The organism is Streptomyces sp. CA-249302 (assembly GCF_050936785.1).
GTDB lineage: Bacteria > Actinomycetota > Actinomycetes > Streptomycetales > Streptomycetaceae > Streptomyces.
Window position 1 is genome coordinate 2,458,207 of sequence record NZ_JBNJMG010000001.1, and the last position, 15,655, is coordinate 2,473,861.

At 72.0% G+C, this 15,655-nt stretch carries 15 protein-coding genes; 7 read left to right on the plus strand and 8 right to left on the minus strand.

Annotated elements, in window-relative coordinates:
• Window positions 1-10 precede the first annotated feature (10 nt).
• From ACQEWB_RS11055 to ACQEWB_RS11070, 4 genes are all read left to right on the plus strand, one after another.
• Window positions 11-1,540, plus strand: a complete 1,530-nt coding sequence (locus tag ACQEWB_RS11055; protein WP_432829595.1) for a S8 family serine peptidase — start codon at window positions 11-13, stop codon at window positions 1,538-1,540.
• Window positions 1,541-1,554: 14 nt separating this feature from the next.
• Entirely contained in the window at window positions 1,555-3,084 is a 1,530-nt protein-coding gene (locus ACQEWB_RS11060) for a S8 family peptidase (protein WP_432829597.1), read from the plus strand.
• A gap of 61 nt (window positions 3,085-3,145) precedes the next feature.
• A complete protein-coding gene (locus ACQEWB_RS11065; protein WP_432829599.1) occupies window positions 3,146-4,510 on the plus strand; it encodes a CoA transferase in 1,365 nt (454 codons plus the stop codon).
• 100 nt (window positions 4,511-4,610) lie between these two features.
• Entirely contained in the window at window positions 4,611-5,621 is a 1,011-nt protein-coding gene (locus ACQEWB_RS11070) for a CopD family protein (RefSeq protein WP_432829601.1), read from the plus strand.
• Between the two features lie 30 nt (window positions 5,622-5,651).
• Here ACQEWB_RS11070 and ACQEWB_RS11075 read toward each other — a convergent pair whose 3' ends face one another.
• From ACQEWB_RS11075 to ACQEWB_RS11100, 6 genes are all read right to left on the minus strand, one after another.
• On the minus strand, window positions 5,652-6,698 hold the full coding sequence (locus ACQEWB_RS11075; protein WP_432829603.1) for a zinc-dependent alcohol dehydrogenase family protein: 1,047 nt from the start codon (window positions 6,696-6,698) through the stop codon (window positions 5,652-5,654).
• A 141-nt stretch (window positions 6,699-6,839) separates the two neighbouring features.
• Window positions 6,840-7,553 carry a VIT1/CCC1 transporter family protein gene (locus tag ACQEWB_RS11080; protein WP_432829605.1) on the minus strand — a complete coding sequence of 238 codons (714 nt, stop codon included), beginning with the start codon at window positions 7,551-7,553 and terminating at the stop codon, window positions 6,840-6,842.
• A gap of 176 nt (window positions 7,554-7,729) precedes the next feature.
• A complete protein-coding gene (locus tag ACQEWB_RS11085; protein ID WP_432829607.1) occupies window positions 7,730-8,962 on the minus strand; it encodes an amidohydrolase family protein in 1,233 nt (410 codons plus the stop codon).
• On the minus strand, window positions 8,959-10,263 hold the full coding sequence (locus tag ACQEWB_RS11090) for an amidohydrolase family protein (RefSeq protein WP_432843748.1): 1,305 nt from the start codon (window positions 10,261-10,263) through the stop codon (window positions 8,959-8,961). The genes ACQEWB_RS11085 and ACQEWB_RS11090 overlap by 4 nt, the downstream gene beginning before the upstream one ends.
• 29 nt (window positions 10,264-10,292) lie before the next feature.
• Complete coding sequence (locus tag ACQEWB_RS11095; RefSeq protein ID WP_432829609.1) at window positions 10,293-11,177, minus strand: SDR family NAD(P)-dependent oxidoreductase; 885 nt, start codon at window positions 11,175-11,177, stop codon at window positions 10,293-10,295.
• Window positions 11,177-12,010: an acetoacetate decarboxylase family protein gene (locus ACQEWB_RS11100; protein WP_432829611.1), complete on the minus strand. Its 834-nt coding sequence runs from the start codon at window positions 12,008-12,010 to the stop codon at window positions 11,177-11,179. Before ACQEWB_RS11100 ends, ACQEWB_RS11095 begins: the two co-directional genes overlap by 1 nt.
• Before the next feature lie 153 nt (window positions 12,011-12,163).
• Between ACQEWB_RS11100 and ACQEWB_RS11105 the strand changes: the two genes are divergently transcribed.
• From ACQEWB_RS11105 to ACQEWB_RS11115, 3 genes are all read left to right on the plus strand, one after another.
• A complete protein-coding gene (locus tag ACQEWB_RS11105) occupies window positions 12,164-13,144 on the plus strand; it encodes a DEDDh family exonuclease (RefSeq protein WP_432829613.1) in 981 nt (326 codons plus the stop codon).
• 103 nt (window positions 13,145-13,247) lie between these two features.
• The gene (locus ACQEWB_RS11110; protein WP_432829615.1) at window positions 13,248-13,481 is read left to right on the plus strand and encodes a hypothetical protein; all 234 of its coding nucleotides are present in this window, start codon (window positions 13,248-13,250) and stop codon (window positions 13,479-13,481) included.
• A gap of 60 nt (window positions 13,482-13,541) precedes the next feature.
• The gene (locus ACQEWB_RS11115) at window positions 13,542-14,336 is read left to right on the plus strand and encodes an SURF1 family cytochrome oxidase biogenesis protein (RefSeq protein WP_432829617.1); all 795 of its coding nucleotides are present in this window, start codon (window positions 13,542-13,544) and stop codon (window positions 14,334-14,336) included.
• 18 nt (window positions 14,337-14,354) lie between these two features.
• Here the strand turns inward: ACQEWB_RS11115 and ACQEWB_RS11120 are convergent, their stop codons facing one another.
• Complete coding sequence (locus ACQEWB_RS11120; protein ID WP_432829619.1) at window positions 14,355-15,287, minus strand: hypothetical protein; 933 nt, start codon at window positions 15,285-15,287, stop codon at window positions 14,355-14,357.
• Window positions 15,288-15,484: 197 nt separating this feature from the next.
• A complete protein-coding gene (locus ACQEWB_RS11125; protein ID WP_432843750.1) occupies window positions 15,485-15,655 on the minus strand; it encodes a YbdD/YjiX family protein in 171 nt (56 codons plus the stop codon).

A 15,655-nucleotide genomic window follows, 5' to 3' on the forward strand; every position in this document is an offset into this window, starting at 1 on the left:
TGGAGACCCCATGGCTCATCTGCGTTCCAGACGCCGGCTCGCCCTCGCCGTACCCGTCGTGCTCTCCCTGACGGCCTCGCTCGGCTTCCTGCCGGCGGCGGCGCAGGCCGCTCCGCGCGCGGAGTCCGCCACCACGGCGGCCGACGCGGACACCTTTGCCTATCTCGTCAACACGAAGACGGACCACCGCACGATCGAGTCGGTCAAGAAGGCGATCAAGGCGGCCGGTGGTTCCGTCGTGGTGTCGTACGACCGGATCGGCGTGATCGTCGTCCACTCGACGGACCCCGGTTTCGCCGCACAGATACGCAAGGTGCGCGGCGTGCAGTCGGCGGGTGCCTCGCGGACCGCGCCGGTGACGGCCGCCGGGACGACGGACGAGGGCGGGGTGCAGTACCTCTCCAAGGCGGAGGTCGCGCAGCTCGCGAAGAGTTCGGCGGCCGGGGAGGAGCCGCTGGAGGCCGACCAGTGGGACCTCAGGGCGATCGGCGCCGACAAGGCCGCCCAGATCGACCCGGGCAGCAAGAAGGTGACCGTCGCCGTGATCGACACCGGCGTCGACGACACCCACCCGGACATCGCGCCCAACTTCTCCGCCTCGCAGTCCGCGAACTGCGTGAGCGGCAAGGCGGACACCACGTACGGCTCCTGGCGGCCGGTGAACGACGGCGAGCACTACCACGGCACGCATGTGGCGGGCGAGATCGCCGCGGCCCGCAACGGCATCGGCGTCGCCGGCGTCGCGCCCGGCGTGAAGGTCGCGAGCATCACCGTGGCGCAGCCGGACGCGAGCGTGCTGTTCTTCCCGGAGAGCGTCGTGTGCGCCTTCGTCTTCGCCGCCGACCACGGCGTCGAGGTGACCAACAACAGCTACTACGTTGACCCGTGGCTGTACAACTGCATGGATGACCCCGATCAACGTGCCATCGTTGATTCGGTCAACAGGGCCCAGCTGTACGCCCAGAGCAAGGGCACGCTCAATGTCGCCGCGGCCGGCAACTCCAACGACGACCTCGACTCCGACGCCCTCGTCGACGACTCCAGCCCGGACGACTCGACGCCGGTGACGCGGACGGTCGACCCGCACGAGTGCTTCGACGTGCCGACGCAGCTGCCGGGTGTCGTGACGGTGAGCGCGGTCGGTGTCACGGGCGCCAAGTCGTACTACTCCAGCTACGGCAAGGGCGTGATCGACGTCGCGGCGCCGGGCGGCGACAAGTACAAGATCCCGGACACGCCGTCGAAGAACGGCCGCATCCTGTCCACCCTGCCGAACAACGAGTACGGCTTCCTCCAGGGCACCTCGATGGCCTCGCCGCACGTCGCGGCCGTCGCCGCGCTGCTGAAGTCCACGCACCCGTGGGCGACTCCGGCCCAGTTGCAGTCGTTGCTGAAGGCGCAGGCGGACAACCCGGGCTGCCCGACCGACCCGTACGACGGTGACGGGGACGGCGTCGTGGACGCCACCTGCGTGGGCGGCAAGCGGGTCAACGGCTTCTACGGCTTCGGCATCGTCAACGCGCTGCGCGCGGTGAAGTAGGGAGACACAGACACATGACCGCGCTTCACCCGCGCCACCGTCGCGCCATCGCCCTCCCGCTCGGGATGGCGATGGCGACGGCCCTCGCGTTCCTGCCCAACGTCACGGCGTCGGCCGCGGAACCCGCTTCCGCGACCACGACCGCGGCTGCGGCGGACGCGACCTCGCTCAGCTATGTCGTCAACGTCCGCCCCGGGCACGGCCCTTCGACGCACGTCAAGAAGGCGATCGCCGAGGCCGGCGGCACGATCCTGACGTCGTACGACCAGATCGGCGTGATCGTCGTCCACTCGGCCAACCCCGACTTCGGCCTCATCATCCGCAAGGTGCCGGGCGTGCAGTCGGCCGGCAACACGCGCAACGCCCCGCTGCCCGCGCAGTCGACGACCGACGTGGGCACGCCGAAGGCGCTCACCGCGGACGAGGTGACGGATGTTCAGGCCACCGACGGGCAGGACCCGTTGGAGCCCCTCCAGTGGGACCTGCCGGCCATCAAGGCGGACAAGGCGCACGAGGTGGCCCTGGGCAGCCCGAAGGTCACCGTCGGCGTGATCGACACCGGCGTCGACGACACCCACCCCGACATCGCCCCGAACTTCGACCGCAAGGCGTCGGTCAACTGCGTGTCGGGCAAGCCGGACACCACGGACGGCGCCTGGCGGCCGACCACCGGGGAGAGCCCGCACGGCACGCACGTGGCGGGCGAGATCGCCGCCGCGAAGAACGGTGTCGGCATGACCGGCGTGGCGCCCGGGGTGAAGGTCTCCGGCATCAAGGTGGCCACGACCGCCGGTTACTTCTACACCGAGGCCGTGGTGTGCGGCTTCGTGTGGGCGGCCGAGCACGGCGTCGACGTGACGAACAACAGCTATTACACCGACCCCTGGTACTTCAACTGCACCGACGACCCGAACCAGAAGGCGCTCGTCGACGCCATCACCCGAGCCTCGCAGTACGCGGAGCGGAAGGGCACGGTCAACGTCGCGGCGGCCGGGAACGAGAACTACGACCTGAACGCCGACGAGATCACCGACCCGGTCTCGCCGAACGACGGCACGCCCTCGGACCGGGTGATCGACCCGTCGAAGTGCTTCGACATACCGACCCAGCTGCCGGGTGTGGTGACGGTCGCGGCGACCGGTGCGAAGGGCCTCAAGTCGTCCTTCTCCAACTACGGCCTGGGCGTCATCGACGTGGCCGCGCCGGGCGGCGACGCGACCGCCTACCAGACCCCGGCCCCGCCGGCCACCAGCGGCCTGATCCTGGGCACGCTCCCCGGCGGCAAGTGGGGCTACATGGCCGGTACGTCGATGGCCTCGCCGCATGTCGCGGCGGTCGCCGCATTGATCAAGTCAACCCATCCGCACGCCTCCGCGGCCCTGGTGAAGGCCCTGCTGTACGCCGAGGCCGACGCCACGCCGTGCACGGATCCGTACGACATCAACGGCGACGGCAAGGTCGACGCGGTGTGCGAGGGGTCGAAGAACCGCAACGGCTTCTACGGCTGGGGCACTGTGGACGCGCTGGACGCGGTGACGAAGTAGAGCTGATTTCCGCACTGGACTCCTCCATATATTGATTCAGTCAATACTGCATAGTGAAGTAATGACTCGAATCAAGTTGGCTTGGTCCGCGGTGGGCGGCGATCCCGCCCTTCTCCCGCGGGTGTCGACCGTGGTGCGGGAAGGCGCTCTTGAGGGGTGCCTTCCCGTACGGGAGCTGGCGCGGGCCTGTGTCGGGGCCTGTGCGCTGGCCGCCGCCGAGCTCGGGGCCCGGCGGGCCGGGCTCGCCGAGGTGCCCGGGGTGCGGGTGGACGACGGGGCGGTGGCCACGGCCTTCCACAGCGAGCGGCAGCTGACGGTCGACGGGCGGGCGCCGGTCGGCTTTGCGCCATTGTCACGGTTCTGGCGGACCGCCGACGGCTGGGTGCGGACGCACGCCAACTATCCGCATCACCGGGCCCGGCTGCTGGGCGTGTTGGGCGTGCCGGAGGACGTGGGCGCCGTCGAGGCGGCCCTCGCGGAGCGGTCCGCGCTCGACGTCGAGGAGGCCGTGTACGCGGCCGGCGGGCTGGCCGTCGCGCTCCGGACGCCCGAGGAGTGGGCCGCGCACGAGCAGGCGGTCGCGGTGTCGGCCCGGCCGCTGGTCGAGCGCGCGCGGCTCGACTCCGCACGCGCGCGTGTGCTCGCGCCGGTCGACGGGTCTCCCCTGCTGCCCGCCGCTGGTCTGCGCGTCCTGGACCTGACCCGCGTCCTCGCGGGCCCGGTCGCCACCCGCACGCTCGCGCTGCTCGGGGCGGACGTACTGCGGGTGGACTCCCCACACCTGCCCGAACTCCCCGACCAGCACGCCGACACCGGCTTCGGGAAGCGGTCCACGACCCTCGACCTGGTGGCCGACCGGCGCGCCTTCGAGGAGCTGCTCGCGGCGGCGGACGTCGTCGTCACCGGGTACCGGCCGGGCTCCCTGGACCGGTTCGGGCTGTCGCCGGAGGCGCTCGCGGAACGGCGGCCGGGCGTGGTCGTGGCGCAGGTGTCGGCGTGGGGCGCGTACGGGCCGTGGGGTGCGCGGCGGGGCTTCGACAGCCTGGTGCAGGTGGCGACCGGGATCGCCGCACTGGAGGGCTCGGCGGAGCGGCCGGGCGCGCTGCCCGCGCAGGCTCTCGACCACGGGACGGGCTATCTGCTGGCGGCCGCGGTGCTGCGGGCGTTGACCGAGCAGGTGGACGAGGGTGGCAGCCGGTCCGTGCGGATGGCGCTGGCCCGGACGGCCCAGTGGCTCGTGAACGGCACGGGGACGGGCGGGGTCGGGGAGCTCTCGTACGACGGTCCCGAACCCTGGCTCGGCGAGACGGACAGCGCGCTGGGGCGGCTGCGGTACGCACTGCCACCGGTTTCCTTCGAGGGCGGGCCGGCCGACTGGGCGCGTCCGCCGGTGCCCTGGGGATCACAGCCGGCGCGGTGGCGGTGAGTCACGGGGTGCCCAAAAACGTACCTACGGCCGGAATGCCGTACCCCCAGTTGTTTTACTGCACTTGCCCGGTTCTGCGACGGCTGGTGAAGATCTTGAGGTGACCTTGATAAGACCCACGGCCGGGGTGGCCGACGCGAGCGGGCCCGTACGGCGTCCCGGTGTGGGCCGGGCCGTCGCCGTCCTCGTCCTGGCGGCGCTGGGCGCGCTGATACCGCTCCTCGGCCCCTCCGCCGCGCTGCACGGCACCGGGGAGGCGGCCGCCCCCGGCGTCGGCGGTATCGCGCTGCTGCGGGCCGTGCTCTTCGCCGCGCTGTGCGTCCCGGTGGGCGAGCTCTTCGTGAACCGTCTGGCCCGTTCGCTGCCCGAAGCCCTCGATGACGTGCCGCGCAGTTGGGCCCCGTACACGGGCGTCGCCGGTCTCATCGCCGCCCTGGGGCTCGCCTCGGTCGTGTCGACGGGCAACCTGGTGCCGCACGGCCTCGCCGAGATCGACGTCGGCGGCCTCTACGACTCGCGGGACGGCAAGCTCGCGCTGGTCGAGGTCAACGCCTTCCTCGCGGCCGCCCTCTGCGCCCGTTCGCACCGCCCCGCCACCCAACTGTGGCCGGTGGCCGCGGTGATCGTCGCCGAGGCGTTGCGCGCCCATCCGGCAACGGAGCACAGCCCGCTGCTCGGGTCCGGGCTGACGCTGGTGCACCTGACCTGCGCGTCGCTCTGGGCGGGCGGTCTGCTGCACGCGCTGCGGACGCTCCGGCACCGGCCCGGCGGCGCGGCCGGCGCGGCCCTGCTCGGGCTCTACGCGCGGGTGGCGGCCGTACTGCTCGCCCTCATCACCGCGACCGGCGTGTGGAGTGCGCTGCGCCGTATGCCGTCGGGGACGATCCTGGACCAGCTGACGACGACGGCCTACGGGCGCACCCTGCTCGCCAAGGTGTTCCTCGTGGCCGCCGTCGCCGTGCTCGCCCTGTGGGCGCGGATCCGGCTGCGCCGCGCCGCCGACCCGCTGTCCGCCTACTCCCCCGCGCGTGCCGAGGTCGTGGCCCTGGGCGTGGTGGTCGTGGTGTCGGGATTGTTGACGGCCTTGCCGCTACCGATCCGGTGGTCGTGACATCAATACCTGGTGGTCAATAGTTGATGATCAACCATTGGTGACGAGCACCTTGAGTGCCGTGCGCTCGTCCATCGCCTTGTAGCCGTCCGGGACGCCCTCGACGTCGACCGTCATGTCGAAGACCGGCGAGGGATCGATCGTGCCGTCCAGTACGTCGGGCAGGAGCTCCGGGATGTAGGTGCGGACCGGTGCGACGCCGCCGCGCAGCGCGATGTTGCGGTCGAACATGACGCCGAGGTCGAGGCCGGTGCCGCTGCCGTGCGGTACGCCGACGAAGCCGATGGCGCCGCCGTCGCGGGTGATGTTGACGGCCGTATTCATTGACTGTTCGGTACCGACGGCCTCGACGACCGCGTGTGCGCCCTGTCCGCGGGTGAGTTCGCGGACGGCCTCGACGGCCGCGTCTCCGCGCTCGGCGACGACGTCGGTGGCGCCGAAGCGGCGGGCGATGTCGGTGCGGACCTCGTGCCGGCCGAGCGCGATGATCCGCTCCGCGCCGAGCCGCCTGGCGGCGAGCACCGCGCAGAGGCCGACGGCTCCGTCGCCGACGACGGCGACCGTGGCACCCGGGCGGGCGCCCGCGCCGAGGGCCGCGTGGTGGCCGGTGCCGAGCACGTCGGAGAGCGTCAGCAGGGCGGTCAGCAGGTGGTCGTCGGAGGCGGCCTCCTTGGGCAGCTGCACGAGTGTGCCGTCGGCGAACGGCACGCGTACCGCCTCGCCCTGGCCGCCGTCGTGGCCGACGGAGCCCCAGAAGCCGCCGTGCTCGCAGGAGGTCGTAAGGCCCTCGCGGCAGTAGTCGCAGACGCCGTCGGACCACATGAAAGGCGCGACCACGAGGTCGCCGCGCTTCACGGTGCCCACCTCGGAGCCGGTGTCCTCGACGAGGCCGAGGAACTCGTGTCCGATCCGCTGCCCCGGCTGCCGGGCCGCCTCGCCGCGGTACGCCCACAGGTCGCTGCCGCAGATGCAGGCGCGCAGCACCCGGACCACGGCGTCGGTGGGCAGCTGCACCACGGGCTCGGGCACGTCCTCCACGCGCATGTCGTACGGGGCGTGGATGGTGGTGGCGCGCATGGCGAGGATCCTTCTCGTGCGGGGTGGGAGGCGCGCCCTGGGGGTGGTCGGGCGCACTTCACGGTACGCCGTGACCTGCGCGGGGCGCGCATCGAGGGCCCGAGGGAGGCCACTGCGCGCCCCGCGGCCCCACCCCCGCGGCTAAACGCCGGCCGCTCCCAGCAGTGTTCCGGCCGCATAGGTGACGCCCATCGCCAGTGCGCCACCGACAACGTTGCGCAGCACCGCACGTCCCGTCTCCGCCGCGCCCAGTCGTGCGCTGGACCAACCGGTGAGGGAGAGGGCGGCCAGCACCGAGACCACGGTGACCCACAGCCGCCAGTCGGTGGGCGGCAGCACGATCGCGAGCAGCGGCAGCAGCGCGCCCACGGTGAACGACAGGAAGCTGGCCCACGCCGCGTGCCAGGGGTTCGTGAGCGCGTCGGGGTCGATGCCGAGCTCCACGCGCGCGTGCGCCCTGAGCGCGTCGCGTTCCGTCAGCTGCTCGGCCGCCTCCCGGGCCACCTCGCGGGACATCCCGCGCTCCTGGAGCAGCCCGGTCAGCTCCTCCAGCTCGGCCTCCGGCTGCTCGCGCAGTTCCCGCCGCTCCATGGCGAGGGCGGCCATCTCCGAGTCCCGCTGGGTGGAGACGGACACGTACTCGCCGGCGGCCATCGACATCGACCCGGCGAGCAGCCCCGCGAGGCCGGCGGTGAGCAGCGCCGAGCGGTCGTCCGTCGCACCGGCCACACCTACGACGAGGCCCGCGGTGGAGACGATGCCGTCGTTCGCGCCGAGCACGGCGGCACGCAGCCAGTTCAGCCGCTCCGCCAGGGCACCGCTGTGGGCCTCGCCGCTGTGCGTTGGTTCCGTCACACGGGGAGGATGCCACTCCGACGGCGGTCGCACAGGCACCGACGCTCCCCCAGCCGCGGCAGCACCGCCGCCGACGCGCCCGGGCCGCGGTCACATCGGCATCGGCGACTCCGTGTCGCGATCGCCGCCTGCGCCACCGCCCCGGACCTCGTCGGACCCGCCGCGCTTCCCCACCGTCACCAGACCCGCACCCTCGCCCCCCGAGCGAACAACGGGCTCGTCGCGTCCGCCGGCGGCTCCTCCAGCGGCTCCGCGAGCTCCTCCACCGTCGGCCCCACCTTCGCCGCGATCGGGTCCAGCAGGTCGAGGTCGAAGCCGTAGACGCGGGCCGCGTTGCCGCCGAGCATCGCCGTGAGTTCCTCGCGCGGTACGCCCGCGTAGGCGAAGCGCAGGCCCTCGCGGGTGTACGGGTAGGTGCCCTCGTCGTGCGGGTAGTCGCTGCCCCACATGATCTTGTCGACGCCGATGCGGTCGCGCAGGGGCACCTCGTGGGGGCGCATGAAGCTGGCGCCGACGAAGCAGTTGTCCTGCCACACCTCGGACGGCGGCCTGCCCATGCGCGCGGCGAGGCCCGCGCCGAACTTGGACTCGGCCGTGGACGCCTTCGTCGCGGCGGCGACCAAGCGGCCGTGGTAGTAGTCCAGCATGTCGAGCACCCCGGGGATCCAGCCGGAGCCCTGCTCGGTCAGGACGAGCTTCAGGCCCGGGTGGCGGCGGAAGGCGCCGCCGAACACCAGGTGCCACAGGGCGCGGTGGGAGAACCAGGTCGTCTCGACCATGAAGACCGCGCGGGCGGCCGGTTCGTCGCCGAGCGGCGGGGACGCCGAGCCCGCGTGGTGGTTGACGGGGACGCCGAGCTCCTCGCAGACCGCCCAGATGGGGTCGTACGACTGTGAGTAGAGCTCCGGCAGGCCCGAGCCCGGCGGGGTGCCGGGCAGCATCAGGCCGCCCCTGAGGCCCGCCGAGGCCGCCCAGCGGATCTCCTTGACGGCCTCCTCGACGTCGTTCAGGAGGATCTGGAAGACCCCCGCACGACGGCCCGGTGCGGCCGCGCAGAAGTCCGCGAGCCAGCGGTTGTGGGCGCGCAGGCCGGCCCAGCGCCGCTCGAACTCCTCGGGCGCCGGGGCGGGCGCCATCAGGGAGCCGGACGGGAAGAACGGCGGGATGGTGTTCGGGAACACCACCTCCGCGACGATGCCGTCCTGCTCCAGCTCCGCCAGCCGGCGTTCGGAGTTCCAGTTCTTGTCGGCCGTGTCGGCGAGCAGGTCCTCGTACGGGTTGACGTAGGTGGCCGCCCAGATGTCGAACTCGTCGTGGTAGCGCTTCTCCAGGTACGGCTTGTAGTCGAGGAGGTCGGCTCCCGCGTGGCAGTCGGCCGAGATGACCGTGTAGCGGTCCTGAGCGCTCATCGATCCGCTCCCAACTCGGGGAAGTCGTTGCCCAGCACAGGGAAGTCGTGCTCTGTCAGCCAGTGCCGGCCCACCTCGCGCGAGCGCGCCCATGACGCCTCCACCGTCTCCTGGTCGTCGGACTGGCCGAGGTCGGCCGGGGTGGGGCCGATGCGATGGGCCAGCGGGGTCAGCCGCTCGACGTCGAAGCCGAAGACCTCGGCCGCCGCCAGGCCCAGCATGCGGCGCGTCTCCGCCACCGGGATGTCGTGGAAGGTGCGGCGCAGCCACGCGCGCGTGTCGGGCCAGGTGCCCTCGGGGTGCGGGAAGTCGCTGCCCCAGAGGATGTTGTCGACGCCGATCTCGTAACGCTGGGCGAGCTCGCGGCGCTTGGTGTTGGTCGCGCAGATGAAGACCTGGCGGTCGAGGTACTCGCTCGGGGGCCTCTTCAGCTCCTCGAAGGGGGAGAGCTTCTTGCCGCCGTGCGCGCCCAGGTAGAGGCGGTCCATGAACCACAGGAGGTTCGGCAGCCACCAGCAACCCGACTCCGCCACACCGAACTTGAGACCGGGATGGCGTTCGAAGACGCCGGACCAGAGGAGGAACCAGAGTGGCCGGGCCGGCCACCAGGTCACCTCGCTGACGAAGATGCCGAGATGGTCGCCGTACTCGTGGCGCGGCGCCGAACCGGAGTGCGTGATCACCGGCATCCCGCAGTCGGCCGCGGCGGCCCACACGGGGTCGTAACGGCGGTCGTGGTAGGGCTCCTTGCTGCCCCACAGCGAGGGGATCATGATCGCGCGGAGTCCGGACTCCCTGGCCCGGTGGATCTCGGCGACCACCTTCGACGCCTCGGCCGTGATCGGCAACAGGGCGACTCCGCAGTGCCGTTCGGGGTTCTCCGAGACGAAGTCGGCGAGCCAGCGGTTGTGCGCCTGGGCACCCGCCATGCCGAGTTCCGGGTCGTGGTCGCCGGAGAGGCCCAGGCCCACGCCGAAGGGCGCGGCCGTCTGGCTGTCCACGGCGTCGGCGTCCGGGAAGACCACCTCGGCCGCCACCCCGTCGCCGTCGAGCTCCTTCAGCCGCTGCGCGGTCTCCCAACCCCCACGCAGGCCTTCCTCGTTGTCGTGGAACCACTTGGTGGCGAACGCCTCGTTGCGGATGCCGAGCCGGGTCATGTCCTCGCGACGCCGTTCGCGTCCGGCGAGGAACTCGTCGAAGTCCCGGTGGAACCGCGCGTCCAGATAGGGCCGGTACTCCTCGGTGGGCAGTCCGGCGTGGCAGTCGGAGGAGATGATCAGATACGGCTCCCGGTCGGTCACATCGACCCCCAAGTCGGTCCAGGATGCGGTCAGTCGAGGATGAAGCTCTCCAGGTACGACGGGTTCGTGCGGTCCAGCATCGATCCGGCCCGCGCGCGGATCTGGGCGTCGCTGTGCTCGCTGGGCGGCAGCAGCCAGAAGCGGTCGGCGCGGATGCCCGCCACCACGAACTCGGCGACCTCCTCGACGGGCGTGAAGTCGACCTCCTTGCCGGCCGCGCGCATCGCGCTCTCCCACTGGTCGAGGGTGCGGTACGGGGTTTTCCGCGGGCGCTCCTTCGCGTACCGCTCGGGCCGGTTGCGGTGCGACTCCCACAGGCCGGTGCGCAGCATGTGCGGCCCCGGGAAGAGCACCGACGCGCCCACGCGCGCGTGCTCCGCCCTCAGGTGGGCGTACAGGGACTCGGTCATCGTGACGACGGCCGCCTTGGTGACGGCGTACACGGAGGCGGTGGGGAGCGGGGCGATGCCGCCGTCTCCGGAGGACGTATTGACCACATGACCGGGTTGACCCGACTTGATCATCCGTGGCACGAACGCCTGGACGCCATGGAAGACGCCCCACACATTGACGGAGAAGGCCCACTTCCAGTCGTTCGGTTCGTGCTCCCACATCCGGCCCTCGGCGCCCGAGCCTACCCCGGCGTTGTTGCACAGCACATGGACGGCGCCGTACGTCTCGTACGCCGACTCGGCGAGGTCCAGCACCTGTTGGCGCTCCCCGACGTCGACCACGCGCGCGTGCACATCGGCGCCATCGGCCCGCAGATCCGCGGCGGCCTTGTCGAGCGCGGTCTCCTCGACGTCGGCGAGGACCACCTTCAGCCCCTCGGCCGCGAACCGCCGGGCCATCGCGAGCCCGATCCCGCTCGCCGCCCCGGTGACGACGGCGACCTGTCCGGCCTGAAGCTCCATCAGGCGCTCACCTCGGGTGACTCGGAGGACTCTGAGGACACCGAAGACGCGGGCGGCCCGTCATGGACCTGCTGCGGATCGTCGTAACGCTGATGGATGTACGGCAACAGGCCCTCCGCACTGACCCGTTCGACCACCTTGCCCCGCTGATCGCTGGTCTTCTCGCCGATGGTGATGTCCACCAGGCGGCGGACGGGGAGGTCGGCCACCGGGTCGTACATGGACTCGCGCAGGACGACGTCGCCGGTGACGCGCTCCAGTCGGCGCACCTTCTCGTTGCGGACGCAGTGCACCAGCACGGGGTCGTCGTCGAAGCCCGAACCGTCCACCGCGGGAAGGAACTTGAAGTAGAAGTCGGTCTTCCGGGTGGGCTCCGGCAGGGGCAGTCGCTCGCTCACCGCGCCGCGCACCTCGACGAAGGCGATGCCGTGCCGGGTCATCGAGGCACGGACCAGGAGCCCGTCCCGCTCCACCGTCACCTCGCCCAGCTTCTTCGGCTCCCCGAAGACCTCGCGCCCGCCCGTGAGGGCCCGCTCGTGGGTCATCGGCATGACGAGCGGATACCAGCCGTCGACGTCGTCGTGCCGGGCGGCGACCGCGAACGAGCCCGCGCCCAGCGGGTATCCGGGCAGGTCGACCTTGCTGATGTTGACCCGGGCCAGCGGCCGGTCGGCCGGTTTCAGCGGGGGTGGCAGGACCGCGGCGAGCGCGTCCGGGTCGGTCTCCCAGACGGCCACCACCCCGGTGGACCAGATGTCCGGGAGCCGTGCGCTCGCGGTGCGGGCGGCGGTGATCTCCGCCTCGGTGCGTGGGCCGTACCGTACGCGTGTCATCCGTCGTCCCGCCCCTCACAGACCGTCAACCGTCGGGCGGGGAGCACGCTTGCACCAGGTGCGCGAAAGGTCCATAGCCGCGAGCCCGGACATTCCGTGCGCGCGGCCCCTGTTGGCCGGGAGTGTCAGTCCCGGCCCGTATCCTCAGGAACCATGCTCGAAGACCGTACGACCGCAGCGTCCTCCCCCACGGCGTGGCCGACCGCGTATCCCCAGGGATACGCGGTCGTTGACGTCGAGACCACGGGTCTGGCCCGGGACGACCGGATAATCTCGGCGGCCGTATACCGCCTGGACGCGCGCGGCGAGGTCGAGGACCACTGGTACACCATGGTCAACCCGGAGCGGGACCCGGGCCCGGTGTGGATCCACGGTCTGACGAGCGAGATGCTGGAGGGCGCGCCCCTCTTCACGGACATCGCCGAGGAGTTCGCGACGCGCCTCGAAGGCCGGGTGCTGGTCGCGCACAACGCGGTCTTCGACTGGCAGATGATCGCGCGCGAGTACGCGCGCGCGGAGCGCGAGGCGCCGGTGCGGCAGCGGCTGTGCACCATCGCACTCTCCAAGGAGCTCGGTCTGCCGCTGCCCAACCACAAGCTGGAGTCACTGGCGGCCCACTTCGGCGTCGTACAACAGCGGGCGCACCACGCGCTGGACGACGCGCGCGTGCTGGCGGAGGCGTTCCGGCCGAGCCTGATGGCCGCGGCGGCGGGGGACGTACGGCTGCCGCTGCTGGAGTGCCGGCCGCTGACGGAGTGGACCGACCGGCCGGTGCCGCGCCAGTCCGGCGGCTACGGGAGCTATCGGCCGACCAGTTGGCGCCCGGCCCGCAAGCGGCCCGCCTGCCCGTATCCCAACCCGGGGCGGTACGAGGACGGCAGACCGCTCAAGCAGGGCATGCGGATCGCCTTCTCCGGGGACACCTCCGTAGAGCGGGACCTGCTGGAGGACCGCGCGGTGGAGGCCGGGCTGCATGTCGCCACCAGCATCTCCCGGCTGACCAGCCTGCTCGTCACCAACGACCCGGACTCGGGCACCTCGAAGGTGGTCAAGGCACGCCAGTTCGGGACGCCGGTGGTGGACGAGGCGGCCTTCGGACAGCTGCTCAGGGATGTCGAACCGGCGGACGGATGACCCGTACCGGCGAGGGTGCGTGACCCGTACGGACGGGTGATTGCCACGCGACTCGCCCGGCGCCCGCTCGCCCGCGCGGCGCCGACGGCTCACCCTGTGGCGCATGGCGAGATGCGAAGTTTGCGGCAATGACTACGGCATGTCCTTCGAGGTGCACGCGCAGGGCGCGGTGCATGTCTTCGACTGCTTCTCCTGTGCGATCCATCGCATGGCACCCATCTGCGAGCACTGCCGGGTGCAGATCATCGGACAGGGCGTGGAGGCCGAGGGCCAGTGGTACTGCGGTGCGCACTGCGCCCGTGCGGCCGGGAAGGCCGGCATCGTCGACAAGGTCTGAGCACCCTCCCGGACCACCCCTGGCGACAGCACCCCGCGACCCGAGTTGTACGGTCGTGGGGTGTACCGCTTCCTGTTGACCCGGCAGTGGGTGATCCTCACGCTGGTCGCCCTCCTCCTCATCCCCACGATGATCAGGCTGGGCATCTGGCAGATGCACCGCTACGAGGAGCGCAGCGCCCGCAACCAGCTGGTCTCCGACGCGCTGCACGCCAAGCCGGTGCCGGTGGAGGAGCTGACCTCGCCGGGCCACACGGTGACCACCCACGACCGGTACCGCACGGCGACGGCGACGGGTCACTTCGACACGAAGGACGAGGTCGTCGTCCGCCGCCGCACCAACTCCGACGACGAGGTCGGCTACCACGTCCTGACCCCGTTCGTGCTGACGGACGGCAAGGTGGTGCTGGTCAACCGGGGCTGGATCGCGTCCGACGGACCGAGCCAGACCACCTTCCCGAAGGTCCCCGCGCCGCCGAGCGGCCAGGTCACCATCAAGGGCCGGCTGATGCCGGACGAGACGACCGCGGCCAGCGGCATCAAGGACCTCAAGGGCCTGCCGGACCGGCAGATCATGCTGATCAACAGCGAGGAGCAGGCCCGCCGTCTGCACGTCGACGTGCTCGGCGGCTACCTCCAGCAGACGGGGCCCGAGCCGAAGGGCGACACCCCGGAGCAGATCTCCGACCCGGGCAAGGAAGACGCGCCGCTGAACTACGCGTACATGATCCAGTGGTGGCTGTTCGCGGCGGGTGTGCCGTACGGCTGGTGGGTGCTGGTCAAGCGCGAGCGCCGGGACCGGGCGGAGGCGGCGGCCGCGGAGGCCGAGGCGGAGGCGGAGCCGGCCGCGGTCTGAACCGCCCAGCCTCCCGGCTCATCGCCCGAGACGGTCGCGCCAGTACAGGAACGTGCGCTCCGGTTCGGGCAGCAGCTCCCACGGATGGGGCGTCATGTGGCGGCCGATGCGCGCGAACACGGCGGCGGCGTCGGCCGGGCGATGGACGCGGATCAGGGCGAAGGCAAGGACGTTGAGGTCGGCGACGGCCTCGGCGTGTGGCGTGGCAGCGGACAGGAACCAGTCGGTCAGGGCCACGGCCACTTCCTCGGCCGCCCGGGGTTCGTTCCAGTGGCTCTCCGCTCCGAGGGGCAGCTGCCGCTGCCGGTGGGCGACGAGTTCCACGCGGGCAGCGACGGGGAGCAGGGCGAGCGGTGAGCCGTGCGGCGCGCGGGCCGCGCCCTGCCGGGCGAAGTCCAGCATGTCGACGACCGTGCCCTGGCCGCGCGGGGACAGGTAGCGCAGCAGCTGGTGGTAGGCGGCCCGCAGCCAGGGGGCGCGGGTGACGGCCTCGCTCCACACCGGGACCGCGGCCCGGGGCGGGACGGCGAAGGAGTACATCAGCTCCAGCAGAGCCAGCCACGGGGTCGGATCCTCGGGGCAGTGCTCGGCCGCCCGCAGACACGCCCGTTCGGCATCCTGTGCGGCGCCCCGTCCCTCGGTCGCGGCCCGGACCGACCGCACCCAGGCCGCCAGCACCAGGGCGTCCCCGTCGCCGGGACGGTCGACGGACCAGTGCTCGCAGACCGAGGGCGGCAGGTTCCGCGCGAGCACGGAAACCCGGTGCACCCGGCGGTCCCAGTCCCGCCCCGTCTTCGCGAGCAGCTCGGCGGCCGGCTGCCAGAGCGGGCGGCTGCGGCCCGCGCCGAGACCGTGCAGCTGCTGCCCGGGGCGGAGTTCGGCCAGGGTCGAGTGCAGCGCCCGGTCGTCGAGTTCGGGGCGGATCAGCAGAGGTGGACGGCGTCTGAACATCCCGGTCCCGGTCTCGTGCGGAAGGGCCGGCGCGCCGGTCGGGGCGCCCGCCCGAGGTCTGCCGACGAGTGAGCCCCCGCCAACAGCGACTGGCGGCGAGGCCCCGTCAACAGCGACTGCGGACGAACGAGCCCCGCTCACCAGCAACTCCGACGGACCAGCCCCCCAAACAGCGACTGCCAGCGGGTGAGCCCCCGTCAACAGCAGCGGCCCTGCGGATGAGCCTCCCGGTGCAGCGTGCGCAGCACCTGGTACTCGCGGCGGGTCGGGACCGGCGCGAGCGGGTGATGGCGCCGGTGACGCTCGCAGTAGCGGTCGTACTCGGCCTCCCCGGTCAGCTCGCGCAGATACCAGGTCACTGCCCGCAT

Coding starts and splice junctions, on each gene's coding strand:
- ACQEWB_RS11120 (WP_432829619.1), bottom strand. CDS start 15,287: ATGTTCAGACGCCGTCCACCTCTGCTGATCCGCCCCGAACTCGACGAC.
- ACQEWB_RS11110 (WP_432829615.1), top strand. CDS start 13,248: ATGGCGAGATGCGAAGTTTGCGGCAATGACTACGGCATGTCCTTCGAG.
- ACQEWB_RS11095 (WP_432829609.1), bottom strand. CDS start 11,177: ATGGAGCTTCAGGCCGGACAGGTCGCCGTCGTCACCGGGGCGGCGAGC.
- ACQEWB_RS11100 (WP_432829611.1), bottom strand. CDS start 12,010: ATGACACGCGTACGGTACGGCCCACGCACCGAGGCGGAGATCACCGCC.
- ACQEWB_RS11105 (WP_432829613.1), top strand. CDS start 12,164: ATGCTCGAAGACCGTACGACCGCAGCGTCCTCCCCCACGGCGTGGCCG.
- ACQEWB_RS11060 (WP_432829597.1), top strand. CDS start 1,555: ATGACCGCGCTTCACCCGCGCCACCGTCGCGCCATCGCCCTCCCGCTC.
- ACQEWB_RS11055 (WP_432829595.1), top strand. CDS start 11: ATGGCTCATCTGCGTTCCAGACGCCGGCTCGCCCTCGCCGTACCCGTC.
- ACQEWB_RS11125 (WP_432843750.1), bottom strand. CDS start 15,655: ATGCGGGCAGTGACCTGGTATCTGCGCGAGCTGACCGGGGAGGCCGAG.
- ACQEWB_RS11065 (WP_432829599.1), top strand. CDS start 3,146: ATGACTCGAATCAAGTTGGCTTGGTCCGCGGTGGGCGGCGATCCCGCC.
- ACQEWB_RS11085 (WP_432829607.1), bottom strand. CDS start 8,962: ATGAGCGCTCAGGACCGCTACACGGTCATCTCGGCCGACTGCCACGCG.
- ACQEWB_RS11075 (WP_432829603.1), bottom strand. CDS start 6,698: ATGCGCGCCACCACCATCCACGCCCCGTACGACATGCGCGTGGAGGAC.